This window comes from Streptomyces sp. NPDC006487, from assembly GCF_042870555.1.
Classification (GTDB): domain Bacteria; phylum Actinomycetota; class Actinomycetes; order Streptomycetales; family Streptomycetaceae; genus Streptomyces.
The window spans coordinates 135,267-160,996 of the sequence record NZ_JBIAHN010000019.1 but is presented as its reverse complement, the minus strand read 5'-3'; the positions used below and the strand labels follow the sequence as shown (position 1 = coordinate 160,996).

At 71.6% G+C, this 25,730-nt stretch carries 16 protein-coding genes; 9 read left to right on the top strand and 7 right to left on the bottom strand.

All coding sequences use genetic code 11. The features are described from left to right. Nucleotides 1-125: 125 nt before the first annotated feature. Entirely contained in the window at nucleotides 126-1,664 is a 1,539-nt protein-coding gene (locus ACFYM0_RS30955; RefSeq protein ID WP_388507039.1) for a DHA2 family efflux MFS transporter permease subunit, read from the bottom strand. A gap of 236 nt (nucleotides 1,665-1,900) precedes the next feature. Here ACFYM0_RS30955 and ACFYM0_RS30950 point away from each other — a divergent pair, with 236 nt between their 5' ends. Further along, complete coding sequence (locus tag ACFYM0_RS30950) at nucleotides 1,901-2,911, top strand: Lrp/AsnC family transcriptional regulator (RefSeq protein ID WP_388507126.1); 1,011 nt, start codon at nucleotides 1,901-1,903, stop codon at nucleotides 2,909-2,911. Nucleotides 2,912-2,942: 31 nt separating this feature from the next. Here the strand turns inward: ACFYM0_RS30950 and glgP are convergent, their stop codons facing one another. After that, nucleotides 2,943-5,585: an alpha-glucan family phosphorylase gene (glgP, locus tag ACFYM0_RS30945; RefSeq protein WP_388507037.1), complete on the bottom strand. Its 2,643-nt coding sequence runs from the start codon at nucleotides 5,583-5,585 to the stop codon at nucleotides 2,943-2,945. 679 nt (nucleotides 5,586-6,264) lie between these two features. Between glgP and ACFYM0_RS30940 the strand changes: the two genes are divergently transcribed. The 5 genes from ACFYM0_RS30940 to ACFYM0_RS30920 all read left to right on the top strand — a co-directional run bounded on the left by ACFYM0_RS30940 (nucleotide 6,265) and on the right by ACFYM0_RS30920 (nucleotide 14,937). Beyond that, nucleotides 6,265-8,259, top strand: coding sequence for a maltotransferase domain-containing protein (locus ACFYM0_RS30940; protein ID WP_388507035.1), 1,995 nt, complete (start codon nucleotides 6,265-6,267; stop codon nucleotides 8,257-8,259). Continuing rightward, entirely contained in the window at nucleotides 8,256-9,950 is a 1,695-nt protein-coding gene (treS, locus tag ACFYM0_RS30935) for a maltose alpha-D-glucosyltransferase (RefSeq protein WP_266904332.1), read from the top strand. Before ACFYM0_RS30940 ends, treS begins: the two co-directional genes overlap by 4 nt. Nucleotides 9,951-10,113: 163 nt before the next feature. Then, entirely contained in the window at nucleotides 10,114-11,562 is a 1,449-nt protein-coding gene (locus tag ACFYM0_RS30930; protein ID WP_388507032.1) for a maltokinase, read from the top strand. Continuing rightward, a complete protein-coding gene (gene glgB / locus ACFYM0_RS30925; protein WP_388507030.1) occupies nucleotides 11,559-13,907 on the top strand; it encodes a 1,4-alpha-glucan branching enzyme in 2,349 nt (782 codons plus the stop codon). Before ACFYM0_RS30930 ends, glgB begins: the two co-directional genes overlap by 4 nt. A 406-nt stretch (nucleotides 13,908-14,313) precedes the next feature. Beyond that, complete coding sequence (locus tag ACFYM0_RS30920; RefSeq protein WP_388507028.1) at nucleotides 14,314-14,937, top strand: helix-turn-helix domain-containing protein; 624 nt, start codon at nucleotides 14,314-14,316, stop codon at nucleotides 14,935-14,937. Between the two features lie 157 nt (nucleotides 14,938-15,094). Here ACFYM0_RS30920 and ACFYM0_RS30915 read toward each other — a convergent pair whose 3' ends face one another. Continuing rightward, the gene (locus ACFYM0_RS30915) at nucleotides 15,095-16,120 is read right to left on the bottom strand and encodes an ATP-dependent 6-phosphofructokinase (protein ID WP_243336280.1); all 1,026 of its coding nucleotides are present in this window, start codon (nucleotides 16,118-16,120) and stop codon (nucleotides 15,095-15,097) included. Nucleotides 16,121-16,426: 306 nt separating this feature from the next. On the opposite strand from ACFYM0_RS30915, the gene pta reads away from it, so the two are divergent. The 3 genes from pta (at nucleotide 16,427) to pyk (ending at nucleotide 21,284) form a co-directional block, all read left to right on the top strand. Next, nucleotides 16,427-18,514: a phosphate acetyltransferase gene (gene pta / locus ACFYM0_RS30910; protein ID WP_388507025.1), complete on the top strand. Its 2,088-nt coding sequence runs from the start codon at nucleotides 16,427-16,429 to the stop codon at nucleotides 18,512-18,514. Between the two features lie 61 nt (nucleotides 18,515-18,575). After that, complete coding sequence (locus ACFYM0_RS30905; RefSeq protein ID WP_388507023.1) at nucleotides 18,576-19,790, top strand: acetate/propionate family kinase; 1,215 nt, start codon at nucleotides 18,576-18,578, stop codon at nucleotides 19,788-19,790. Nucleotides 19,791-19,853: 63 nt separating this feature from the next. Further along, nucleotides 19,854-21,284, top strand: a complete 1,431-nt coding sequence (pyk, locus tag ACFYM0_RS30900; protein ID WP_388507021.1) for a pyruvate kinase — start codon at nucleotides 19,854-19,856, stop codon at nucleotides 21,282-21,284. A 130-nt stretch (nucleotides 21,285-21,414) separates the two neighbouring features. Here the strand turns inward: pyk and ACFYM0_RS30895 are convergent, their stop codons facing one another. From ACFYM0_RS30895 to ACFYM0_RS30880, 4 genes are all read right to left on the bottom strand, one after another. After that, nucleotides 21,415-22,656, bottom strand: coding sequence for a hypothetical protein (locus ACFYM0_RS30895; protein ID WP_388507019.1), 1,242 nt, complete (start codon nucleotides 22,654-22,656; stop codon nucleotides 21,415-21,417). Beyond that, nucleotides 22,646-23,230, bottom strand: a complete 585-nt coding sequence (locus ACFYM0_RS30890) for a DUF6114 domain-containing protein (RefSeq protein ID WP_388507017.1) — start codon at nucleotides 23,228-23,230, stop codon at nucleotides 22,646-22,648. Before ACFYM0_RS30890 ends, ACFYM0_RS30895 begins: the two co-directional genes overlap by 11 nt. Before the next feature lie 126 nt (nucleotides 23,231-23,356). After that, nucleotides 23,357-23,986 (bottom strand): DUF6230 family protein, encoded by a 630-nt coding sequence (locus tag ACFYM0_RS30885; protein WP_388507015.1) that lies wholly within the window; start codon nucleotides 23,984-23,986, stop codon nucleotides 23,357-23,359. Nucleotides 23,987-24,576: 590 nt separating this feature from the next. After that, entirely contained in the window at nucleotides 24,577-25,584 is a 1,008-nt protein-coding gene (locus tag ACFYM0_RS30880; protein ID WP_388507013.1) for a tetratricopeptide repeat protein, read from the bottom strand. Nucleotides 25,585-25,730 lie beyond the last annotated feature (146 nt).

Below are 25,730 nucleotides of genomic sequence, written 5' to 3'. Positions count from 1 at the left end.
CCCGGCCCCTATCGCCCCCACCCCCCGGCAACCGAACGGTATTCGGGGCGGCCGAGGCGGCCGGGGGAGACCCGGGGCCGGGGGGGGGGGCCCCCGGGGGGGCCCCCCCCCCCGCCCCGGGCGGCTCAGGCGGCGGCGCGGCCGGCGGCCCGGTCCGCCGGCGCGGAACCCTGACCCGGCACCGGGGCCGGGGCCCCGCCGCCGGGCGCGGCGGCGGGCCGGCGGACCAGCACCACCAGGATCAGCGCCCCCGCCAGGCCCATCGCCCCCGAGACCCAGAAGGTGTCGCGCAGCCCGCTCGCGAAGGCCGCCTCCACCCAGGACGCGGCCCCCGGAACGGTCTCCAGCAGCCGCGACGCCCCGCCGCCGGCCAGCGCCGTGGCCGTACCGTGCGGCTGCCCGGAGCCGGCGAGGCCGTCGGCCAGCCCGGCGTGGAAGACCGCGCCGAGCACCGCGATGCCCAGGGCCATGCCCAGCTGTCGTGCGGTGTTCAGCGCGCCGCCGGCCATCCCCGCACGGGCCGGGGGCACGGCCCCCATCGCGGCGGCGGCCAGGGCCGGGGAGACCAGCCCGACGCCCGCTCCGGTGACGACCAGGCCCGGCACCAGCGCCGTCCAGCCGTCGCCCGCATCGAGCATCCAGCCCTGCAGCAGCGCCCCGGCGGCGATGAGGAACAGCCCGCCGCCGATGGTGATCCGGGGCGAGGCCCCGTGCAGGAGCTTGCCGGAGGCCGCGGAGACGGGGAAGGCGGCCAGGCTCATCGGCGCCAGGACCAGTCCGGCGCCGACCGGCCCCATGCCCTCGGCGGTCTGCAGCCACAGGGAGACGTACATCAGGTAACCGAAGGCGGCGCCGGACATCAGCAGCGAGGCCGTCATCACGGCGACGAAGACCGGACTGCGGAAGAGCGCGGGGTCCAGCATCGGCCGCGAGCCGCGCAGTTCGACGAGGACGAAGGCACCGAAGGAGGCCGCGCCCAGGGCGAACAGGCCGAGGGTGCCGGCGGAGGTCCAGCCGTTCTCGCCGCCTCGGATCAGGGCGTAGGTGACGGCCGCGGCGCCGGCGGTGAAGGTGGCCATGCCGGGCAGGTCCAGGCCCTTGGCCTGCGGGTCGCGGGACTCGGTGACGGCCTTGAGGGTGACGTACACGGCGAGGGCGCAGACCGGGAGGTTGATGAAGAAGATCCAGCGCCAGCCGAACTGCTCGGTGAGCAGCCCGCCGATGATCGGACCGGCCGCGGCGGCCGCGCCGTTGACCGCGCCCCAGACGCCGAAGGCGACGCCCCGGTCGCGGCCCTGGTAGGTGGAGCTGAGCAGGGCCATGGTGGTGGCGAACATCGCGGCGCCACCGACGCCCTGGACCGCGCGGAAGGCGATGAGCGCGGCCGGGCCCTGGGCCAGGCCGCAGGCGAGCGAGGCGGCGGCGAAGAGTCCGAGCCCGCCGAGGTATATGCGGCGGCGGCCGATCCGGTCGGCGAGCGATCCCGCGCCGAGCAGCAGGGCGGCCAGGGCGAGGGCGTAGACGTCCATCACCCACTGGAGTCCGGAGAAGCCGGTCCGCATGTCGGCGGCCATGTCGGGCAGGGCGACGGTCACGATCGTGACGTCCACCAGGAGCATGAAGGCTCCGAGACACACCGCCGTCAACGGCAGCCATTTGCGCATGGGGAACTCCTGGGGATGTCCGGAGGCAGGGGTGGGACGGTGACAGGGAACCGGAAGTGGGTGGGGCAGCGGTAGGGCAGGGGTGGGACGGGGGGCAGGAAACCGGGGGTCGGGGCGGCCCGCCGGGGTCCGGAGGGGCTCGGCTTCCGCCTCCCACAAGGTGCCAGCCCGCCGCCGCCGCTCCCCACCCAGTGGCCCACCGCCGGCGGATTTCACCCACCGAGCGGCCTGCGATGATGGAAACCGTGAACGATGCGGAGCTGGACCTCCTCGACCGGTCCCTGGTCCAGGCCCTCACGATCGACGGCCGGGCCCCCTTCAGCCGGCTGGCCGAGGTGCTGGGGGTCTCCGACCAGACCGTCGTACGGCGCTACCGGCGGCTGCGGACCACCGGCCTGATCCGGGTCGTCGGACTGCCGCTGGGCAGCCGCGTCGGACTGTTCGAGTCGTGGCTGCGGGTGCAGTGCGCCCCCGACGCCGCGCTCCCGGTGGCCGAGGCGCTCGCCCGCCGCCCGGACATCGCGTGGGTGACCCTGGGCTCGGGCGGTACCGAGATCCACTGCATGACCCGGGCCCGTACCCGCCAGGACCGGGACGCCCTGCTGCTGGAAAAGCTGCCGCGGACCCGCCGGGTGACCGGTGTGAGCGCCCACACCATCCTGCGGAAGTTCTTCGGAGGGCCCGACGCCTGGGTAGGCCTGGACGTTCTGCGCCCCGACCAGACCGCGGCCCTGGAACGGCCCGCGGCCGAGCCGGGTCCGCAGCGGTACGCGCTCGACGAGGCGGAGCTGGCCCTGCTCTCGGTGCTGGGCCGGGACGGCCGCGCCGGGTACCCGGAACTGGCGCGTGCCGGCGGTCTGTCGGAGTCCACTGCGCGGCGCAGGCTGGAGCGGCTGCGCGAGGTGGGGGCGGTCTTCTTCGACGTGGAGTTCGTTCCGGCGCTCTTCGGCTACGAGGCGGAGGCGACCATCGTGCTGACCGTCCCGCCCGCCCGGCTGGCGCAGGTGGGGGCGGCGCTGGCGGGCCACCGCGAGGTGGCCTTCGCGGCGGCCGTGACCGGTGCCGCCTCGCTGATGGCGGTGGTGGTGTGCCGGGACACGGACGCGCTGTACACGTACCTGACCGAGCGGATCGGCGCGGTGGACGGTGTGGGGCAGGTGGAGGTGATCCCGGCCCTGCGCAGCGTCAAGCGGGCCGGGATGCTGGTGGAGGACGGGCGGCTGGTGGATCCGCCGCCCGCCCCCTGAACGGCCGGGGCCGCTCCTGCCGCCGGGGCGGCTACCGCAGGACGACACCGCCTCCCGCGTCCGCGTCCGTGTCCACAGGGCCCGCGACCAGGCCCAGTTCGGCCGGGGTCGCCAGCAGCGGGTGCGCCGGCATGATCCGTACGGTGTAGCCGAAGGGTCCCGTACGGTCGAGGGCGAGCGGGCCCTCGTACAGCCAGCGGCCCTCCAGGTCGGGTCCGCCGGCGGGCTTGAGGGGGAAGGCCCGCCCGCCCTGGATCACGTCCTGCGCGTCGACCCGGCCCGCGACGGCCTGTACCTCCACGTCCTCGGGGGCCAGGGCGTCGAGGGAGACCTGCACGCGCAGGGTGAGGGTGGCCCCGAGTTCGGCGGTGCCGCCGACCGGGCCCGCGGTCAGGGCCTCCACGTGCTCGACGGTGAGCTGCGGCCAGGCCGCCCGGACCCGGCCCTTCCACCAGGCGAGGTCCCGCGCCGCGTCCGGGGTCAGGGCGCGGTGGGAGAGCGCGGCCGGAGCGTAGAGCCGCTCCACGTACTCCCGCACCATGCGCCCCGCGAGCACCTTGGGCCCCAAGGAGACGAGGGTGCGGCGGACCATCTCGATCCACCGCACCGGGAGTCCGGCCTGTCCGGCCCGGTCGTAGAACCGGGGTGCGACCCGGCCCTCGATCAGGTCGTAGAGGGCGTTGGCCTCCAGGTCGTCGCGGCGGTCCTCGTCGGCACCGAGGCCGTCGGCGGTCGGGATGGCCCAGCCGAAGTCCGGCTCGAACCACTCGTCCCACCAGCCGTCCAGGACGGACAGGTTGAGGCAGCCGTTGAGCGCCGCCTTCATCCCGCTGGTGCCGCAGGCCTCCAGCGGGCGCAGCGGGTTGTTCAGCCAGACGTCGCAGCCCGGGTAGAGCTTCTGGGCCATGGCCATGCCGTAGTCGGGCAGGAACACGATCCGGTGGCGCACGCGGGGATCGTCCGCGAACCTCACCAGTTCCTGGACGAGCCGCTTCCCGCCGTCGTCGGCCGGGTGCGCCTTGCCCGCGACCACGATCTGCACGGGCCGGTCCGGGTCCAGCAGCAGGCGGCGCAGCCGGTCGGGGTCGCGCAGCATCAGGGTGAGCCGCTTGTAGGACGGCACCCGGCGGGCGAACCCGATGGTCAGCACGTCCGGGTCGAGGACGGAGTCCACCCAGCCCAGCTCGGCGTCGGCGGCCCCGCGCTGGCGCCAGGAGGCGCGCAGGCGGTCCCGTACCTCTTGGACGAGCTGCTCCCGGAGCACCCGGCGCAGGTCCCAGACGTCCTGGTCGGGGATGTCCGCGACGGCGTCCCAGCGCTGCGAGCCGCCGACGGAGAGCGCGTCCTCGGTGCGGCCGGCCCCGATCTGCTTCGCGCCGAGCTTCACGACCTCGGGCGCCACCCAGGTCGGGGCGTGGACGCCGTTGGTCACCGAGGTGATGGGCACGTCGGCGGGGTCGAAGCCCGGCCACAGCCCGGCGAACATCCCGCGGCTGACGGCGCCGTGCAGGGTGGAGACCCCGTTGGCCCGCTGGGCGAGGCGCAGGCCCATCACCGCCATGTTGAACACCCCGGGGTCGCCGCCGGGGTAGGTCTCGGCGCCGAGGGCCAGGATCCGGTCGACGGGTACGCCGGCCAGTTCGCCGCCCTCGCCGAAGTGGCGGGCGACCAGGGCCCGCTCGAAGCGGTCGATGCCGGCGGGGACGGGGGTGTGCGTGGTGAACACGGTGCCGGCCCGGACGGCTTCGACGGCGGCGTCGAAGCCGAGTCCCTGCTGTCCCTCCAGTTCCCTTATGCGCTCGAGTCCCAGGAACCCGGCGTGACCCTCGTTGGTGTGGAAGACCTCGGGGTCGGGGTGTCCGGTGATCCGGCAGTAGGCGCGCACCGCCCTGACCCCGCCGATGCCGAGGAGCATCTCCTGCAGCAGCCGGTGGTCGCTCCCTCCCCCGTACAGCCGGTCGGTCACCTCGCGGGCGACGGCGTCGTTCTCCTCGACGTCGGAGTCGAGGAGCAGCAGCGGCACGCGGCCGACGCGGGCCTGCCAGACGTGGGCGTGCAGGGAACGGCCGCCGGGGAGGCTCAGGGACACCCGCGCGGGCGTCCCGTCCTCCTCGCGGACCAGCGCGACGGGCAGTTCGTTGGGGTCGAGCACCGGATAGTGCTCCTGCTGCCAGCCGTCCCGGGAGAGGGACTGGCGGAAGTACCCGTGCCGGTAGAGGAGTCCGACGCCGATGAGGGGGACGCCGAGGTCGCTGGCGGCCTTGAGGTGGTCCCCGGCGAGGATCCCGAGCCCGCCGGAGTACTGGGGCAGGGCGGCGGTGATCCCGAATTCGGGCGAGAAGTAGGCGATGCCGGCGGGCAGCTCCGCGGCGGCCTCGTGACTCTGGTACCACCTCCCGCCGTGGACGTAGTCATCGAGGTCGGCGGCGGCGACGGCGAGCCGCCTCAGGAACCGCCGGTCCCCGGCGAGCTCGGCGATCCGCACGGCGGACACGGCGCCGAGCAGCCGGACGGGATCCCCGCCGGCGGCTTGCCAGCCCTCGGGATCGACGGATTGGAAGAGTTCACGGGTCTCGGCGTGCCAGGACCAGCGCAGGTTGCGCGCGAGGTCGGCGAGCGGCGAGAGGGTCTCGGGGAGGACGGGGCGCACGGTGAATCGACGGATAGCCTTCACGCGTTCCACCTTCGCAGGGGATTACGGATCGGAGCGGCCGCACCACGCTGTGCACCGCGAGCGTCACCCTCGGAAGGCTAGCGGTCCGCCCTTCCCCCGGCCATGCCGCCTCCAGCCGGCCTCCAGGCGGCGCCCCACCGACTGCGCGCGCGGCCACAGCCGTTCGCACGCGACGTGTTCGCTGCGGCGCGGGGCGATCCTCAGCACGCCCGAGGCGTCCACCCCGCGTGTGCGGGTCTCCGAGGCCGCCGCCGGGGTCCGCCGCGGCACGTACGGGCCGCCCGAGTGGTCCGCCCCGCACGTTCGCGGCGAGTCCGGGCGGCCCCGCGCATCGGACCAGGGGAGGCGCGGACATCCGTTAGTCCTATCCGAGTTGACGGAGCATCGGCAGGTGTCGAGCCGTGGTGCGCGGGCAGGCGTTCCACTACGTACGAGTAGTTAACCGAACACCCGGGTTGGTCCGGGCTGGAGTGGGAAGGGCTCCTCGGGTACAGCGCACGGCGCACCCCGGAACCGCCTCCCCGCCACCCGAGTGAACGCGGACAGGAGCGGCCATGCCCGCAGCCCAGCCGTCTTCCGAGCGGCTAGAAACAGAGCGAACAGAGCGTGCACTACCAGCTGCCTTGCCGGCTGGCCTGTTGTCACCGAGCCCTGCGAACTGCCCCCAGGTGATCCCATCATGATCGGTCGCATTCCCGTGCTGGACGTCCGCCCCGCCGTCGACTGCGGCGTCAGACCCGCCAAGGCGGTCGTGGACGAGGTCTTCGAGATTTCCGCCACCGTGTTCCGCGAGGGGCACGACGCCGTGGCGGCCCATGTCGTGCTCCGAGATCCGAGCGGGCGGCTGCGGCCGCCGGTGTCCCTGTCCGAGCTCGCTCCCGGCACCGACCGGTGGGGGGCCCGAGTGTCCGCCGAGGTCGAGGGGAGGTGGACTTACACCGTCGAGGCGTGGAGCGACCCGGTGGGCACCTGGCGGGCCCACGCGGCGGTGAAGATCCCGGCCGGGATCGACACCGGGCTCACCCTCCTGGAGGGCGCCGAGCTCTACGAGCGGGCCGCCGCCAAGATCCCCAAGCGCGACGGCCGCGAGCACGTGCTGGCCGCCGCGGACGTGATGCGCGACGAGGACCGGCCCGTCGCCGAACGGTACGCGGCCGCCCTCGGCCCCCGGATCGACGCGCTGCTCGCGAAGCGCCCGCTCCGGGAGCTGGTGACGGCCTCCAAGCCGCTGCCGCTGCTGATCGAGCGCAAGCGGGCCCTCTTCGGGTCCTGGTACGAGCTGTTCCCCCGGTCGGAGGGGGCGGTGCTGGAGCCCGGAGAGGCTCCCGTCAGCGGGAACTTCACGACCGCCGCCGAGCGGCTGCCGGCCATCGCGGCGATGGGCTTCGACGTGGTGTACCTGCCACCCATCCACCCGATCGGGAGCACCTGCCGCAAGGGCCCGAACAACACGCTGTCCGCCGGGAGTTGGGATCCGGGCGTGCCCTGGGCCATCGGCTCCACCGAAGGCGGCCACGACGCGGTCCACCCCGAGCTCGGCACCCTGGAGGACTTCGACGCCTTCGTCGCCAAGGCCCGCGAGCTGCGCATCGAGGTGGCGCTCGACTTCGCCCTGCAGTGCTCCCCGGACCACCCGTGGGTGGAGAAGCATCCGGAGTGGTTCCGCCACCGCGCCGACGGGACGATCGCGTACGCGGAGAACCCGCCGAAGAAGTACCAGGACATCGTCCCCATCCACTTCGACTCCGACATGGCCGGCATCGTCGAGGAGACGGTGCGGATCCTGCGGCACTGGATGGAGCACGGGGTCCGGATCTTCCGGGTCGACAACCCGCACACCAAGCCGGTGGTCTTCTGGCAGAAGGTGATCGGGGAGATCAACAAGTCCGACCCCGACGTGATCTTCCTCGCCGAGGCCTTCACCCGCCCCGCGATGATGCGGGCGCTCGCCGCCGTCGGCTTCCAGCAGTCCTACACGTACTTCACCTGGCGCAACACCAAGGCCGAGCTGACCGAGTACGTGACCGAGCTCGCCGACACCCGGTCCGCCTCCGTCATGCGGCCGAATTTCTTCGTCAACACCCCCGACATCCTGCACGCATACCTTCAGCACGGCGGCCGCCCCGCCTTCGAGATCCGCGCGGTCCTCGCCGCCACGCTCTCCCCGACCTGGGGGGTCTACGCCGGTTACGAGCTCTGCGAGAACACCCCGGTCAAGGAGGGCAGCGAGGAGTACCTGAACTCCGAGAAGTACGAGCTGCGCCCGCGCGACTGGGCCGCCGCCGACCGCGAGGGCCGCACGATCGCCCCGCTGATCACCTCCCTGAACCGGCTGCGCCGGCGCAACCCGGCACTCCAGCAGCTCCGCGACATCCATTTCCACCCGACCGACAACGAACAGGTGATCGCCTATTCGAAGCACGCGGGGAGCAATTCCGTACTGGTGGTCGTCAACCTCGATCCGCACCACACCCAGGAGGCGACGGTCTCGTTGGACATGCCGGTACTCGGCCTCGACTGGCACGGGTCCCTCGCGGTGCGCGACGAGCTCACCGGCGAGACCTATCACTGGGGCAGGGCCAACTACGTGCGCCTGGAACCGGGCCGCACGCCCGCGCACGTACTGGCGGCTCTGCGACCGTCCCCGCCCACCGGAGGGTCACCCATCTCATGATGATCAACGATCCCGTCCCCGACACCTTCGAGGACACCCCCGCCAAGGACCGAGACCCCGACTGGTTCAAGCGGGCGGTGTTCTACGAGGTCCTCGTACGGTCCTTCCACGACAGCAACGGCGACGGCGTGGGTGACCTCAAGGGGCTCACCGCCAAGCTGGACTACCTCCAGTGGCTCGGCGTCGACTGCCTGTGGCTCCCGCCGTTCTTCGCCTCACCCCTGCGCGACGGGGGCTACGACGTCGCCGACTACACCTCGGTGCTGCCCGAATTCGGCGACCTCGCCGACTTCGTGGAGTTCGTGGACGCGGCGCACACCCGCGGCATGCGGGTGATCATCGACTTCGTGATGAACCACACGAGCGATCAGCACGAGTGGTTCCAGCAGTCCCGCAAGGACCCGGACGGGCCCTACGGCGACTACTACATGTGGGCCGACAACGACAAGCAGTTCCAGGACGCCCGCATCATCTTCGTCGACACCGAGACCTCGAACTGGACGTACGACCCGGTCCGCAAGCAGTACTACTGGCACCGGTTCTTCTCCCACCAGCCGGACCTCAACTACGAGAACCCGGCCGTGGTCGAGGAGATCGTCTCCGCGCTGCGCTTCTGGCTGGACCTGGGGATCGACGGCTTCCGCCTCGACGCCGTGCCCTACCTGTACGCGGAGGAGGGCACCAACTGCGAGAACCTGCCGCGCACGCACACCCTCCTGAAGGCGGTCCGCGCCGAGATCGACGCGCACTACCCGGACACCGTGCTGCTCGCCGAGGCCAACCAGTGGCCCGAGGACGTCGTCGACTACTTCGGGGACTTCCAAAAGGGCGGGGACGAGTGCCACATGGCCTTCCACTTCCCCGTCATGCCGCGCATCTTCATGGCGGTCCGAAGAGAGTCGCGCTATCCGGTCTCCGAAATCCTGGCGAAGACCCCGGCGATCCCCGACCGCTGCCAGTGGGGCATCTTCCTGCGCAACCACGACGAGCTCACCCTCGAGATGGTCACCGACGAAGAGCGCGACTACATGTACGCCGAGTACGCCAAGGACCCGCGGATGCGGGCCAACATCGGCATCCGGCGCCGGCTCGCCCCCCTGCTGGACAACGACCGCAACCAGATGGAGCTGTTCACCGCCCTGCTGCTGTCGCTGCCCGGTTCGCCGGTGCTGTACTACGGCGACGAGATCGGCATGGGCGACAACATCTGGCTCGGCGACCGCGACGGCGTCCGCACGCCGATGCAGTGGACGCCGGACCGCAACGCCGGTTTCTCCTCGTGCGATCCGGGCAGGCTGAACCTGCCGGTCATCATGGACCCGGTCCACGGGTACCAGGTGACCAATGTCGAAGCGGCGATGGCCTCACCCTCTTCGCTGCTGCACTGGACCCGCCGGATGATCGAGGTCCGCAAGGCCAACCCGGCCTTCGGGCTCGGCTCGTACACCGAACTGCCTTCGACGAACCCGGCGGTGCTGGCCTTCCTCCGTGAGTACGGGGACGACCTGGTGCTGTGCGTGCACAACTTCTCGCGCTTCGCGCAGCCCACCGAGCTGGACCTGAGGTCGTTCAACGGGCGGGTCCCGGTGGAACTCACCGGCGACGTCCGTTTCCCGCCGATCGGCGAATGGCCGTACCTGCTGACCCTGGCGGGCCACGGCTTCTACTGGTTCCGCCTGCGCTCGGAGTGAAGTCCCGCTCGGAGTGACGACGCACGAGGGCGGGCGAATGGGTCAATCGCCCGCCCCTGTACGGACCTTTCTGACCCGACACTCGCTCACACCGGAGCAGCAAACACCGCGATCCGGGACACTCTGCGCATTCTTTGACGGCCCGGGGAAAGGACGCGACGCCATGTCGGAGGCTGCATCCGCCCGGGATCGGCTCACCGCCGACCGGGCCACCGCGCTCGGGCTCGGTCCACTGGAGCCGATGCTGCGGGCCTGGCTGCCCGCGCAGCGCTGGTTCGCGGGCAAGGGCCGTGCCATCGGACGGCTCAGGGCCATCTCGGCGGCCGAACTGCTCCCGCCCGGGTCGGCCCCCGGGCTCCTGCACCTGCTGCTGGACGTGGACGGGGACTGCTACCAGCTCCTGCTCGGCATCCGCCCGAGCCCGCTGCCGCCGGCCCTCGCGCCCGCGCTGATCGGCCGCGCCGAGCAGGGCCCGTACGCCGGCCAGTCGGTCTACGAGGGCCTGGGCGATCCGCGGCTCGCCTCGCTGCTGCTGGAGCGGCTGCGCTCCCCCGGCACGCTGGGCCCGCTGCGCTTCGACCGGGATCCGGCCGCCGTGATCCCCGAGGCCCCCACCCCCCGGCCGCTGTCCGGTGAACAGACCAACTCCTCCCTGATCTACGGGGATTCGTACATCCTGAAGGTCTTCAGACGGGTCGGCCCCGGAGTCAACCCCGACCTGGAACTGCCCCGGGCCCTGGCCGCGGCCGGCTGCGCCCGGGTGCCCGCGCCGGTCGCCTGGTACGAGGCCGAGCTGCCCGGGTCCGAACCGCTGACCCTCGGCGTGCTCCAGCCGTACCTGCGCGGCTCCGACGACGGCTGGCAGCTCGCGCTGCACCGGCTGCGCACCGGCGCCGACTTCACCGCCGAGGCGCACGCGCTGGGCCGGGCCACCGCCGAGGTGCACAGCGCACTGGCCGGGGCCCTGCCCACCATCGCGCTGGGCCCGGAGCAGACGGCCCGGCTGGCCGCCGGGATGACGGCCCGGCTCGCCGCCACCGCCCGCGAGGTACCGGCCCTGCGCCCCTACGAGGCGGGGCTGCGCGGGGCCTTCGACGCGCTGGCCGCCTCCCGCGGGGCCGGGGTGCCCGCCCAGCGGATCCACGGGGACCTGCACCTGGGCCAGACCCTGCGCACCGCCGACGGCAGCTGGGCACTGATCGACTTCGAGGGCGAGCCGGCCCGGCCGCTCGCCGACCGGCGCCGCCCCGAACCGGCCGTCCGGGACATCGCCGGGATACTGCGCTCCTTCGACTACGCGGCCCGCTCGCACCGGCCGTTCGCCCCCGCCTGGGCGGACGACTGCCGGGCCGCCTTCTGCGAGGGGTACGCCCGCACCACCGGCCGGGACCCGCGCGAGGACCCCGTACTCCTGCGCGCCTACGAGACCGACAAGGCGGTGTACGAGGCCCGCTACGAGTCCCGGCACCGGCCCGACTGGCTGCACGTGCCGATGGCGGCCATCCGGCGGCTGTCGGAGCCGCAGCGTCCCCCCTCCCACCGCACGCATCCCCCCGCCCCCGGATCCACCACCCCCCACCACCCGAAGCCCCCGAGGAGGCCGCTCGCGTGAGCGCCGCACGACAGCCGTCACCGACCGTCCGCGAGGAAGCCACAGCCCCTGCCACCGGCGCTGTCGCAGCCCCTGCCACCGGCGCCGCCCCCGGCCCCGTTCACGAACCCGTGAAGAAGGCCCGGGCTCCCAGGGCGCGGCGGGAGGCCCCGCCGCGCGGGGTCCGGCCGGTGCCGGCGCTCGGCGCGGAGGAGCGGGCCCGGCTGCTGGAGGGCCGCCACCACGATCCGCACGGGGTGCTCGGGGCCCGTACCCAGCGGGGCGGGGTGTCCTTCCGGGTGCTGCGTCCGTACGCGAAGGCGGTCACCGTCGTCGCCAAGGGGCTGCGGGCCGAGCTCCTGGACGAGGGCGACGGGCTGTTCTCCGGGCTGCTGCCGCTGACCGGGGTGCCGGACTACCGGCTGCTGGTGACGTACGACAGCGACGAGGTGGAGGTCCACGACCCCTACCGGTTCCTGCCCGCGCTCGGCGAGCTCGACCTGCACCTGATCGGTGAGGGCCGGCACGAGGAGCTGTGGACGGCGCTCGGCGCGGAGCCGATGGAGCACCAGGGCGTGGCGGGCACCCGGTTCACGGTGTGGGCGCCGAACGCGCAGGGCGTGCGGGTCAGCGGAGACTTCTCGTACTGGGACTCGGTCGCCTACCCGATGCGCTCGCTCGGGGCGACCGGCGTGTGGGAGCTGTTCCTGCCCGGCGTCGGCGAGGGCGCCCTGTACAAGTACGACATCACCCGCCCGGACGGCTCGCACACCCTGCGCGCCGACCCGATGGCGAAGCACGCCGAGGTCCCGCCGGCCAACGCCTCGGTGGTGACGGCCTCCTCCTACGTCTGGCAGGACGCCGAGTGGATGGCCTCGCGCGGGGAGCGCCCGCCGCACCAGGCCCCCTTCTCGGTGTACGAGCTGCACCTGGCGTCCTGGCGGCCCGGTCTCTCCTACCGGCAGCTGGCCGAGCAGCTGCCCGCGTACGTGACGGAGCTCGGCTTCACGCACGTGGAGCTGATGCCGGTCGCCGAACACCCCTTCGGCGGTTCCTGGGGCTACCAGGTCACCGGCTTCTACGCCCCGACCTCCCGGATGGGCACGCCGGACGACTTCCGCTTCCTTGTGGACGCACTGCACCGGGCCGGCATCGGGGTGATCGTCGACTGGGTACCGGCGCACTTCCCGCGCGACGACTGGGCGCTCGCCGAGTTCGACGGGCGGCCGCTGTACGAGCACCACGACCCGCAGCGGGCCGCGCACCCGGACTGGGGAACGCTGGAGTTCGACTACGGGCGCCGGGAGGTGCGGAACTTCCTGGTGGCCAATGCCGTGTACTGGTGCCAGGAGTTCCACGTGGACGGGCTGCGGGTGGACGCGGTGGCCTCGATGCTCTACCTGGACTACTCGCGCAAGGACGGCGAGTGGACCCCGAACGAGCACGGCGGGCGGGAGAACCTGGACGCGGTCGCGATGCTCCAGGAGATGAACGCGACCGTCTACCGGCGCTGCCCGGGCGTGGTGACGATCGCCGAGGAGTCCACGGCGTGGCCGGGCGTCACCCAGCCCACCGACGGGGGCGGGCTCGGCTTCGGCCTGAAGTGGAACATGGGCTGGATGCACGACACGCTGCGCTACGCCTCCAAGGAGTCGGTGCACCGCAAGTACCACCACCACGACATGACCTTCGGGATGGTCTACGCGTTCAGCGAGAACTACGTGCTGCCGATCTCCCACGACGAAGTGGTGCACGGCAAGGGCTCGCTCGTGTCGAAGATGCCCGGCGACTGGTGGCAGCAGCGGGCGGCGCACCGGGCGTACCTGGGCTTCATGTGGGCCCACCCGGGCAAGCAGCTGCTCTTCATGGGGCAGGAGTTCGCGCAGGGCTCCGAGTGGTCCGAGACCTACGGGCCGGACTGGTGGCTGCTGGACTCCTCGTACGCGGCGGCCGGTGACCACCGGGGCGTCCGCAGCCTCGTGGGCGACCTGAACCGCACCTACCGGGCGGCGCCCGCCCTGTGGGAGCGGGACACGGTGCCCGAGGGGTTCGCGTGGGTGGAGGCCGACGCGGCGGAGGACAACGTCTTCGCCTTCCTCCGCTTCGCGCAGGACGGCTCGCAGCTCCTGTGCGTCTCGAACTTCTCGCCGGTGGTCCGACACGGGTACCGGATCGGCGTCCCGGAGGAGGTGCCGCTGTGGCGGGAGGTGCTCAACACCGACCTGGAGTCCTACGGCGGCAGCGGCGTCCACCACACCCAGCCGCTGCGCCCCGAACCGGTACCCGCACAAGGCCGCCCGGCCAGCCTGCGCCTGACCCTCCCGCCGCTGGCGACGGTCTGGCTCCGGCCCCTGCCGCGGCGGTAGCCGCAAGCGCCCCTTCTCCTTCCGTTCCCGTTCCCGACGTGAAGCCGGAGGCCCTCGCCACCCCCGTGAGCGAGGGCCTCCACCTCATGGAGCACGGGGTGGCGCGGTGGCCGGTTCGGGTCGTTGCGATCATGTGAGGGGGATCACGCACGGGGCTATCGCCACGGGCGGCCGGAAACGTACGCTAAGAAGTGGATCACGTGCGCGTCCCGAATCGATCCGATTACCGGACAGTCGCAGGGAAAACCGCCCAAAGCCCTTTACTCCATAGGACGTTCCTACGAGGTATGGGCTTGTTTGATTGGTCTGTAGTCGCCGCGCCTCGGCCACTCCTACGGTGTGCCATGTGCACTCCAGCCCCCCTTTCAATGCCCCCGCCGCGCGTCGTCTCCGCGCTGCCCTGGGCATGGCTCCCGGTCATGTCGCCTATGGCCTGCGCGCCCAGTACGGACTGCTCGTCACTCCCGAGACCGTGATGGCGTGGGAACGTGGCGAGATTTCGCCCACCTCCCCCGAACTCACGGCCCTCGCCGGCGTGCTCTGGTGTTCCCCCGGCGAGCTGCTCGCGGAGCCCGTCACCCTGCGGGAACACCGCATCGCCCGGGGCCTGGCCGCCGACGACCTGGCCCGCCGGGTCGGTGTGGAGGCGGGTGCGTACCAGAAGATGGAGGACACCGGCCGCTGGAAGGGCAACGAGCGCCAGTCCGCCGCGCTGGCGACGGCCCTGGGGCTGACGCTGGCCCAGTTCGTGACGGCGACCGGCAAGCACGAGGAGCTGGCCGAGCTGCTGCGCAGCGCGGTCACCACGCGCTGGCAGGCGTACGTGAAGCCGCTGACCAAGCTGCTTCCGGTGCCGAAGGTGCACCTCGAGCGGGTGCTCGAGCAGCTGCACGCCGAGTACCAGTCCCGGATGGTGGCGACCCTGAGCTGGGGCGGCGGGCAGGGCGAGGCCGGCAGCGGCAACTCGGGACGTGAGTACCTGGGCGAGATCGTGGAGCGGTTCTGGTACCTCGCGGGGGGTGCGTCGTAGGACACATTCCGCCCGCGGGGTCCCTACGGGAAAGGCCCCGACCGCGTCCGGACGAGGACGCGATCGGGGCCTTTCGGCGTTCGAAGTGGGGGCGGGGGTCCCGTCCCGGGGGGCGGTCGGCGGCTCGCATCGGTGACGGAAGTCCCCGCCGGGAAGGTCAGAAGACGGACTCGGCCTCGTACATGCGGTCCTCGGGGACGGTCTTCAGCTCGGTGACGGCGTCGGCCAGCGGGGCCATGACGATGTCGGTGCCGCGCAGGGCGGTCATGTTGCCGAAGTCGCCGCGGTGGACGCCCTCGACCGCGTGCCAGCCGAAGCGGGTCGCGAGGACGCGGTCGTAGGCGGTGGGGGTGCCGCCGCGCTGGACGTGACCGAGGATGACCGGGCGGGCTTCCTTGCCCAGGCGCCGCTCCAGCTCGACGGCGAGGCGGTTGCCGATGCCGGCGAAGCGCTCGTGGCCGTACTGGTCGATCGCGCCCTTCTCGTAGGGCATGGAGCCCTCACCCGGGTGCGCGCCTTCGGCCACGCAGATGACGGCGAACTTCTTACCGCGGGCGAATCGTTCCTCCACCATCTTGACCAGGGCGTCCACCTCGAAGGGGCGCTCCGGCAGGCAGATGCCGTGGGCGCCGCCGGCCATGCCGGACTCCAGGGCGATCCAGCCCGCGTGCCGGCCCATGACCTCGACGACCATCACGCGCTGGTGCGATTCGGCGGTGGTCTTGAGGCGGTCGATGGCCTCCGTGGCGACCATGACGGCGGTGTCGAAGCCGAAGGTGCGGTCGGTGGAGGAGATGTCGTTGTCGATGGTCTTCGGCACGCCGACGACCGGCATGCCGGCGTCCGACAGCATCCGGGCGGCCGTCAGGGTGCCCTCGCCGCCGATCGGGATCAGGGCGTCGATGCCGTAGCGCTTGGCCAGTTCGACCGCGTTCTCGGCCGCCTCGTGGAGGCGGGCGCGCTCCATGCGGGCCGACCCGAGGATCGTGCCGCCGCGGGCGAGGATGCCGCTGACCGCGTTGATGTCGAGAGGGCGGAAGTTGCCGTCGAGGAGGCCCTTGAAGCCGTCCTCGAAGCCGATGACCTCGTCCCCGTGCCCGACCACGGCACGGTGTACGACCGACCGGATGACAGCGTTCAGGCCCGGGCAGTCGCCGCCTGCGGTGAGAACTCCGATACGCATCGTGCTGTGTCTCCTGCTCCTGGTCGTACCTGGCCGTTCGCGTGCGGGCTCCCGGCCAGGGGACATATGAGGTGCCATATGGGGTGCCGTGTGAGGGGGTATTGATGAAGCCTGTCCGATTGTTCCACGGGCTCAGGGTGACGCGCGCTCTGTGGCGTGCCGCCCCCGGGAGGCCCACAGGGCCTTTCGGCCCCCTCCGGCAGGCCCTTCTCCCGGCGGGCGCCCTAAGGAATCGCAGGGGTATTGTCAAGAGGTCAAGCCCATATTTACTGGGACAACCGACTCGAATTGGGACGGAGAGCACGCGTGACGCGCAGCGTGTACGTGACGGGTATCGAGCGGGGGGACGGCCGCCAGGTCGTCGAGCTGGGCATCATGGAGCTCCTGACCCGCCAGACCGGCCGGGTGGGCGTGTACCGCCCCCTCCTGCACGACGGGCCCGACCGGCTCTTCGACCTGCTCAAGGCCCGGTACCGGATCGACCAGGACGCCTCGACGGCCTACGGCATGGAGTACCACGAGGCCTCGGCCATCCTGGCCGAGAAGGGCACCGACGAACTGGTCTCCCAGCTCGTCGGCCGCTACCAGAAGGTGGCGCGCGACTACGAGGTCATGCTGGTCCTCGGCACCGACTACGCCGACACCAACCTCCCGGACGAGCTGGCGCTCAACGCCCGCCTCGCCAACGAGCTGGGCGCGCTGGTCATCCCCGTCGTGGGCGGCACCAAGCACCCGGCCGAGGCCGTGCGCGCCGAGGCCCGCAACGCCTACCGCGCGTACGAGGCCCTGGGCTGCCACGTGGGCGCGATGGTCGTCAACCGGGTGGCCGCCGAGGACCGCGAGGTGATAGCCGAGCGCCTGGCCGCCAGACTGCCGGTGCCCTGCTACGTCCTGCCGGACGACAAGCACCTGTCCGCCCCGACGGTCGCCCAGATCACCCGGGCGCTCGGCGGCGAGGTGCTCCTCGGCGACGAGGCCGGACTGGCCCGCGACGCCCTGGACTTCGTCTTCGGCGGGGCCATGCTGCCGAACTTCCTCAACGCCCTGACCCCCGGCTGCCTGGTCGTCACCCCCGGGGACCGCTCCGACCTGGTCATCGGCGCGCTCGCCGCGCACACCTCCGGCACCCCGCCGATCGCCGGCGTGCTCCTGACGCTGAACGAACGTCCGGGCAAGGACATCCTGACGCTGGCCTCCAAGCTGGCTCCGGGCACCCCGGTGGTCTCGGTGGCGGGCAACAGCTTCCCGACGGCCGCCGAACTCTTCGCGCTGCAGAGCCGGCTGAACTCCGCGACCCCGCGCAAGCTGGAGACCGCGCTCGGCCTGTTCGAACGCCACGTGGACACCGCCGAGCTGCGCGAGGTGCTCTCGGTGGCCCGCTCCGAGCGGGTCACGCCGATGATGTTCGAGAACCAGCTGCTGGAGCAGGCCCGGGCCGAGCGCCGCCGCGTGGTCCTCCCCGAGGGCACCGAGGAGCGCGTGCTGCGCGCCGCGGACGTGGTGCTGCGCCGCGGGGTCTGCGACCTCACCCTGCTGGGCGAGGAGCAGGCGATCCTGAAGAAGGCCGCCGACCTGGGCATCGACATCTCGGCCGCCCAGCTCATCGATCCGGCCACCTCCCCGCTGCGGGAACGGTTCGCCGAGTACTACGCCAAGGCCCGCGCCCACAAGGGCATGACGGTCGAGCTGGCCCACGACGTGGTCACCGACGTCAACTACTTCGGCACCCTGATGGTCCAGGAAGGCCTCGCCGACGGCATGGTCTCCGGCTCGGTGCACTCCACCGCCGCCACCATCCGCCCGGCCTTCGAGATCATCAAGACCAAGCCCGACGCGTCCATCGTCTCCTCGGTCTTCTTCATGTGCCTGGCCGACAAGGTCCTCGCCTACGGCGACTGCGCCGTGAACCCGGACCCCAACGCCGAGCAGCTCGCCGACATCGCCGTCCAGTCGGCCACCACCGCCGCCGCCTTCGGCCTGGAGCCGCGGATCGCGATGCTCTCGTACTCCACCGGCACGTCCGGCTCGGGCGCGGACGTGGACAAGGTCCGCAAGGCCACCGAGCTCGTCCGCGAGCAGCGCCCCGATCTGCTGATCGAGGGTCCGATCCAGTACGACGCCGCCGTCGAGCCCTCGGTCGCCGCGACCAAGCTGCCCGAGTCCGAGGTGGCCGGCCGCGCGACGGTGCTGATCTTCCCGGACCTCAACACCGGCAACAACACGTACAAGGCCGTGCAGCGCTCGGCCGGCGCCGTGGCGGTCGGCCCCGTCCTGCAGGGCCTGCGCAAGCCGGTCAACGACCTCTCGCGCGGGGCCCTGGTCCAGGACATCGTCACCACCGTGGCCATCACCGCGATCCAGGCGCAGTCCCAGCCCCGGCCCGCGGCCGGCTGAGCCCGCGGCCGGCTGAGCCTTCCCCCACCCGAGACCCCACCGCAAAGGAAAGACCCTCATCGTGACCGCATCGCGCGTACTCGTCCTCAACTCCGGCTCCTCGTCGGTGAAGTACCAGCTGCTCGACATGGCGGACTCCTCCCGCCTCGCGGTCGGCCTGGTGGAGCGCATCGGCGAGGAGACCTCCCGGCTCGTGCACGAGCCGTTGACCGGTCCGGGCGCCGCGGGCGGCAAGCGCGTGACGACCGGTCCGATCGCCGACCACGGGGCGGCGCTGCGGGCCGTCGCGGCGGAGCTCGCCGCCGACGGGCTGGGCCTGGACTCCCCCGAGCTGGCCGCCGTGGGCCACCGGGTGGTGCACGGCGGGACCAAGTTCACCCACCCGACGCTCATCGACGACGCGGTCCTGGCCGAGATCCGCGCCCTGATCCCGCTCGCCCCGCTGCACAACCCGGCGAACGTGACCGGCATCGAGGTGGCGCGGGAGCTGCGCCCCGACCTGCCGCAGGTCGCCGTCTTCGACACGGCCTTCCACTCGACCATGCCGGAGCACGTGGCGCGGTACGCGATCGACGCCGCGACGGCCGACAAGTACTCCATCCGGCGGTACGGGTTCCACGGCACCTCGCACGCCTACGTCGCCCGGGCCACGGCGAAGCTGCTCGGCAAGGCCGAGGAGGACGTGAACGTGATCGTCCTCCACCTGGGCAACGGCGCCTCGGCCTCGGCCGTGCACGGCGGGGTCTGCGTGGAGACCTCCATGGGGCTGACCCCGCTGGAGGGCCTGGTCATGGGTACCCGTTCGGGCGATCTGGACCCGGCCGTCGTCTTCCACCTGGCGCGCGTCGGGGGCATGTCCATCGACGAGATCGACTCGCTGCTCAACAAGAAGAGCGGTCTGCTGGGTCTGTGCGGCGACAACGACATGCGCGAGGTGCAGCGGCGGGCGGCGGAGGGCGACGCCTCCGCCCGCTTGGCGCTGGCCTCGTACATCCACCGCCTGAAGAAGTACATCGGCGCCTACTCGGCGGTCCTGGGCCGGGTGGACGCGGTGGCCTTCACGGCGGGCGTGGGCGAGAACTCCTCCGATATCCGGGAGATGGCCCTGGCCGGTCTGGCCGAACTGGGCCTGGCGCTCGACCTGGAGGCGAACTCGGTACGGTCCCCCGAGCCGCGCCTGGTGTCCGCGGAATACGCACGGGTGGCCGTGGCCGTGGTCCCGACGGACGAGGAACTGGAGATCGCCAGCCAGACGTACGCGCTGGTTACCGGGTAGTCACTTTGGACTTTCCGCCAGACGGAATATTCCGCTACGAAACAAACCGATAGGATCCGCTCCATGCGCCGTTCCAAAATCGTCTGCACGCTGGGCCCCGCCGTCGACTCTTACGAGCAGCTGAAAGCTCTCGTAGAGGCCGGTATGAACGTGGCCCGATTCAACTTCAGCCACGGCTCCCAGGCAGAACACCAGGAGCGGTACGACCGCGTCCGGAAGGTGTCCGAGGACACCGGGCGTGCCGTCGGCGTCCTCGCCGACCTCCAGGGCCCGAAGATCCGCCTGGAGACCTTCGCCGAGGGTCCCGTCGAGCTCGTCCGCGGTGACGAGTTCACCATCACCACCGAGGACGTCCCGGGCGACAAGTCCATCTGCGGCACGACCTACAAGGGTCTGCCGGGCGACGTCTCCAAGGGCGACCAGGTCCTGATCAACGACGGCAACGTCGAGCTCCGGGTGACCGAGGTCGAGGGCCCCCGGGTCAAGACCATCGTCATCGAGGGCGGTGTCATCTCGGACCACAAGGGCATCAACCTGCCGGGTGCCGCCGTCAACGTCCCCGCCCTGTCGGAGAAGGACGTCGACGACCTCCGCTTCGCCCTGCGGATGGGCTGCGACATGGTCGCCCTGTCCTTCGTGCGTGACGCCAACGACGTCAAGGACGTCCACAAGGTCATGGACGAGGAGGGCCGCCGGGTCCCCGTCATCGCCAAGGTCGAGAAGCCCCAGGCCGTCGCCAACATGGAGAGCGTCGTCGCGGCCTTCGACGCGGTCATGGTCGCCCGTGGCGACCTCGCCGTCGAGTACCCGCTCGAGAAGGTCCCGATGGTGCAGAAGCGCCTCGTGGAGATGTGCCGCCGCAATGCCAAGCCGGTGATCGTCGCGACCCAGATGATGGAGTCGATGATCACCAACTCGCGCCCGACGCGCGCGGAGGCCTCCGACGTCGCCAACGCCATCCTCGACGGCGCGGACGCGGTCATGCTGTCCGCCGAGTCCTCGGTCGGCGCCTACCCGATCGAGACCGTCAAGACGATGTCGAAGATCGTCGAGGCGGCCGAGGAGGAGCTCCTGTCCAAGGGCCTGCAGCCGCTGGTCCCGGGCAAGAAGCCCCGCACCCAGGGCGGCTCCGTCGCCCGCGCGGCCTGCGAGATCGCGGACTTCCTGGACGGCAAGGCCCTGGTCGCCTTCACCCACTCCGGTGACACCGCACGCCGCCTGTCGCGCTACCGCGCGAACCAGCCGATCCTGGCCTTCACCACCGACGCCGGCACCCGCAACCAGCTCACGCTGAGCTGGGGCGTCGAGTCCTACGTCGTCCCGCACGTGGACAACACCGACTCCATGGTCGACCTGGTGGACGTGGAGATGCTCAAGCTCAAGCGGTACAACAAGGGCGACACCATGATCATCACCGCCGGCTCGCCCCCCGGCGTCCCCGGCACGACCAACATGGTCCGGGTCCACCACCTGGGCAGCGGCGCCCGCGACTGACCTCGCCCGCACCGCTCCACTCGCTCCACCCGTACAGCCTCTGCCGCACAGAGACCGAGGGCGGCACCCCGATCCGATGAGGATCCGGGTGCCGCCCTCGGTGCGTGCGGCCGCGCGAGGCCGTACGCGTCTACTCCTCCGGGCCGATGTAGTTCTTGAGGCCCGGGACGGTCAGGGTGCCGCCGAACTGGCCGGCCTGGACGACCTTGGCGTTCGTGAAGAACGCGAACGGGACGTTCAGGGGCGGCGGGCTCTTCGGGCTGAACTCGATCGGGATGATCCCGAAGAGGTTGCCCTTGAGGCTCTCGGTGTACATCGTCACCTTGGCCCCGCGGATCTTCGAGGTGGACCCCGGACGGGACTTCAGGTGGGCGACGTTCTTGCCCTTGCCGACCGTCTGGTAGAGGTCCTTGATGTCCAGCGAGTCCGCGGTGAACTTCAGGACGGTCTTGGTCTTGCCGCCCGCCGTCTTCACCTCGACGATGCCCTCGTAGTCGAGGCCATAGAGGGTCAGCAGCGAGCTGTCCAGGTACCAGGGCTCGTCCGGGAGCAGCGGGATGCCCTGCTCCACTTCGGCGTCGGCCAGGGCCTTGGCGTCGTAGGTCGGGCAGGGGAAGGGTTCCTTCCCGTTCTTGCCCTTCGGGCCCTCCGTGGCCGTTTCCGGCTTCGGCTTCGGCTTCGGCTTCGTCTTGCCCGTCTCGTCCTTCGGGGTGGCCTTGGTGCCCTTGACCTCCTCGGAGAGCTCCGAGACCGTGGCGCCGGCCGTCTTCGCGGCGTCACGGATCGCGGCCGCGGTCGGGTCCGCGGCGGGCGCGGACGCCTTGGTCGCGGTGGCGGTCGGGGTCGGGGCTGCCGCGGTACCCGCGAGGGGCTTGCCGAGCTCGTCGAACAGGCCCTTGACCGCTTCGCCGACGCCGAGCGGGTCCAGCGGGTTCGCCACCTTGGCCGGGGGCACCGCCGCCGGCTTGACGCCGGGCTTCTCGACGCCCTTCGAGGCCGACGGGCTCGCGCTCGGCGAAGGCACCGCCGTGGGCGACTTGCCCGGTGAGGGCGTCGTCCGCGGAGTCTTGGACGGGGTCTTGGAAGGCTTCTTCGATGCCGACGGGGAGGGCGACTCCGCGGGCTCGTCGGACCGCGTCACGCACGGACCGGGCGCGAAGGGGATGTCCTTGTCGTCGGCCACGGCCAGCTTCGGCGCCATGCTCATGCCGACGAAGACCGCGGTCGGCATGGCGGCCAGCGCCATCGTCTTGCCGACGGGTATCTGGATCTTGGTCAGCAGCGACTTCCTGGGCGCCGCGTGGCGCGGGCCCTTCCTCTCACGGGACTCAGCACCCGGAGCCTCGCCCCGTTGCGTTTCGTCACCCCGCACTGTTCCTCCCGCCATCGGCGTGGGCAGTCGTCTCGCTCGCGTATGCGGCCGTTTCCGTTTCGCGCTGTCCCGGGACCCCGTGGGGGGCCGCCATCGCCTCGGCCTTGCCCAGGTTCACGGCGTGGGCCGGATCCCTGGTGTCCCCCGGGCCGGTCTCGTCCGCCGGCTTGCCCGGCACCCACGCCAGCGCGAGGCCTCCGCCGGTCAGGGCGAGGATGATGCCCAGACCGAAACCGCCGAGGTTCGACACCGGGATGGACACCAGTCCCAGCAGGATCGAGGCGACGCCCGCGAAGATCCGTACACCCTGCTGGAACCAGAGCGTCAGCCCCAGCGTCACCAGGAGCACACCGATGATCAGCGAACCGGCACCGGTCGTCGTCGCCATCGCGAGGGTGACATTGCCGAGACGGACGTCCCCGTAGGGGAAGTAGAGGATCGGAGCACCGCTGAGGAGCGTGAACAGACCCGCCCAGAAGGGGCGGTGACCGCTCCACGCGTGGAAGCGGTAGTACACCGCGGTAAGCCAGGCGTCGTCTTCGGCGCGCACGTAAACCGGGGCCTGGGGGTTCATGGACAACAGCTCCCTGGAAACGGGTGGTACTGAGAACTATGTGGAGCCCGGACGGGCGGGCGACGGCGACTACTGCCGTCACCGCCCGCCCGTCCGGTTATGCACCGGGAACGACTACTTCTCGTCCTAGTAGCAGGGCTGGTCGCCACCGAGGAGGCGCAGCTTGAGGTCGGGCAGCTTGAAGGTGCCCGCCGTCGTCGCCCACGCCTTCTGGCGCACGTTCGACAGGATCGCGCGGTCCGCACGCTGCGAGAACGCGTACTTGTTGGCGACCGTGCCGGCCTGCGGCTTGGTCTTGTGGGACGCGTCGCCGACCGCGACACCGATGTCCAGGTTGGTGAACTCGGCGTCGGTGTCGAGCTCCGCAACATCCAGGTAGATGTTGTCGGCCACCGCGGGCTTGCCCGCCTTGGTGCCCGTCGTCAGCTTCAGCGTGATGTTGCCGAGCGGCGTCGGGGTGACCAGCGACTGGCACATGTTGGTGATCTCGGCGTGGCTGAACCCGGAGATGGTGACCGGGTGGTGAGCCGCCGTGCCGTCGAGGTTGTGCCCCTCGGCGACGCCGCCGTACTGGATCAGGTCCTTGCCGTCGAGCTTGTCGGCAGAAACCTTGAAGTCCTGGCCCGAGACGCTGAAGGACGCCGCGAGGGCACCCTGCGCCAGACCCACTCCGACCGCCGCCGTGGCAGCGATGCTCGGCACCATGACGAGCGCGAAGCGCTTCCATCTGGTCCCGCCACGAATCTGGGAAATCATGTTCGTTCCTCCTTCTCGGACGTACATCTCCGGTCCGGGCGGTGCCCGTCCTGGGATGGGAGAAGTGCTACGTCCTCGGGAAGGAGCGCGAGCGGCCGAGCCGCGGCAATGCCGCGTCCGTACACCGGCGTTCACCCCCGAGCGACAACCACTTGGCCACGCGTTCGCGCAACCTGGAGGACAGGCCCCGCCGTGTGACGGAGACCCCCCTGTCCCACGGCCGGTGCCACTGCCACCGGCCGGCCCGGTGGGGACCCTCCACCGCGGCTCCGGATGAGCGGCTCTGCGGGAAGGACCGAGCGTCGCCGATCGTGGTCCATTCACGGCCGGGGCACAAGGGGGTTCGTTACTGGCGGGTAACGGCCAGATAACCTGAGGGAGTCCTGCCCCTGTCGGGCAGCAACACAGGGTGTCACCAAGGGCCACGACAGATCGGGGGAAGAGTGAACACACCGGACAGTTCACGGGGTTCGATTTACTGCGAGTAACAGCGGCCGCGATTGCCAAGTTTTGGCAAAGTGCGGCCGCTGTTTATCTCCGTGTCAACAAATCACCGGCATGTGCCGGTGCTGTGTCGGTCCTGTGCCGGTCTAGAACAGCACCCTCGCGAGCGCCGTACGCGCCGAGGTGACAAGCGGGCTGTCCGGACCGACCACTTCGAACATCTCCAGCAGCCGCACGCGCACCGCGTCCCGGTCGTCACCGAACGTCACCTTCACGGTGTCCACCAGCCGCCCGAAGGCGTCCGCCACGTGACCGCCGGCCAGATCCAGGTCGGCCGCGGCGATCTGCGCCGCCGGATCGCGCGGGTTCTCGGCCGCCGCGGCGCGCACCGCCTGCGGGTTCATGTCCTTGACCCGGACGAACAGCTCCGTCTGGGCCAGGCCCAGCTTGGCGTCCGTGTTGGAGGGATCGGCCGCGAGGACGTTCTTGTACGCGCGCACCGCGCCGTCCAGGTCGTCCGCGTCCAGCGCCTCGATCGCCTCGTCGAGCAGCGCGTCGTACGGACCGGCCTGCTCCTCGGCCTCCACGGCGCCCGGCCCCGGGGCGGCGGCGCCCTCGGCGCCGGGGTCCACCTCGACGCCGACGACCCCGAAGCGCTCCTCGGCGATCTGGACCAGCTGGGCCAGGACCCCGCGGACCTCGCCCTCCGACGCGAAGTCCTGGAACAGCGGCATCGCCTGGCCCGCGACCACGGCGAAGACCGCCGGGAGGGCCTGGATGCGGAACTCGCGGATCAGGTTCTGGTTGGCCGCGACGTCGAGGGCCGCCAGCGCGAGGCGGCCGTTCGCCTCGATGGTGAGCCGCTCCAGCAGCAGGCTCAGCTCCTGCCCCTGCTCGAAGCCCTCGGCGCGGAAGTCGAGGATGACCGGGACCTCGCCCGAGAGCGGTACCACGTGGCTCTCGAAGCGGGTCTCGTCGGTGTCGAAGACGAGCGCGGACGGCGGAACGGCCCCGGCGGACGCGGGCGCACCGCCCTGAGCGGCCTTCCGGGCCGCGTCGGCGCGGGCCTGCTCCGCCTTGGCCTTGGCCTCGCCGGCCGCCTTCACAGCGGCGAGGTCGACGACGCCGCTCATGGACATGTTTCTGGGCTGCATGCGTACATCCTCCCCCGAGTGCGCGCGCCGACGAAAAAGATCGGCCGAAACGAACCGATCGCGGTACCTGTCGTGCTGTGACCGTCGTGCTGTGGCGCCGGGTCCCCACCTGGCGCCGGTAGCTCTTCGCGTGGTTGTCGCTCTTA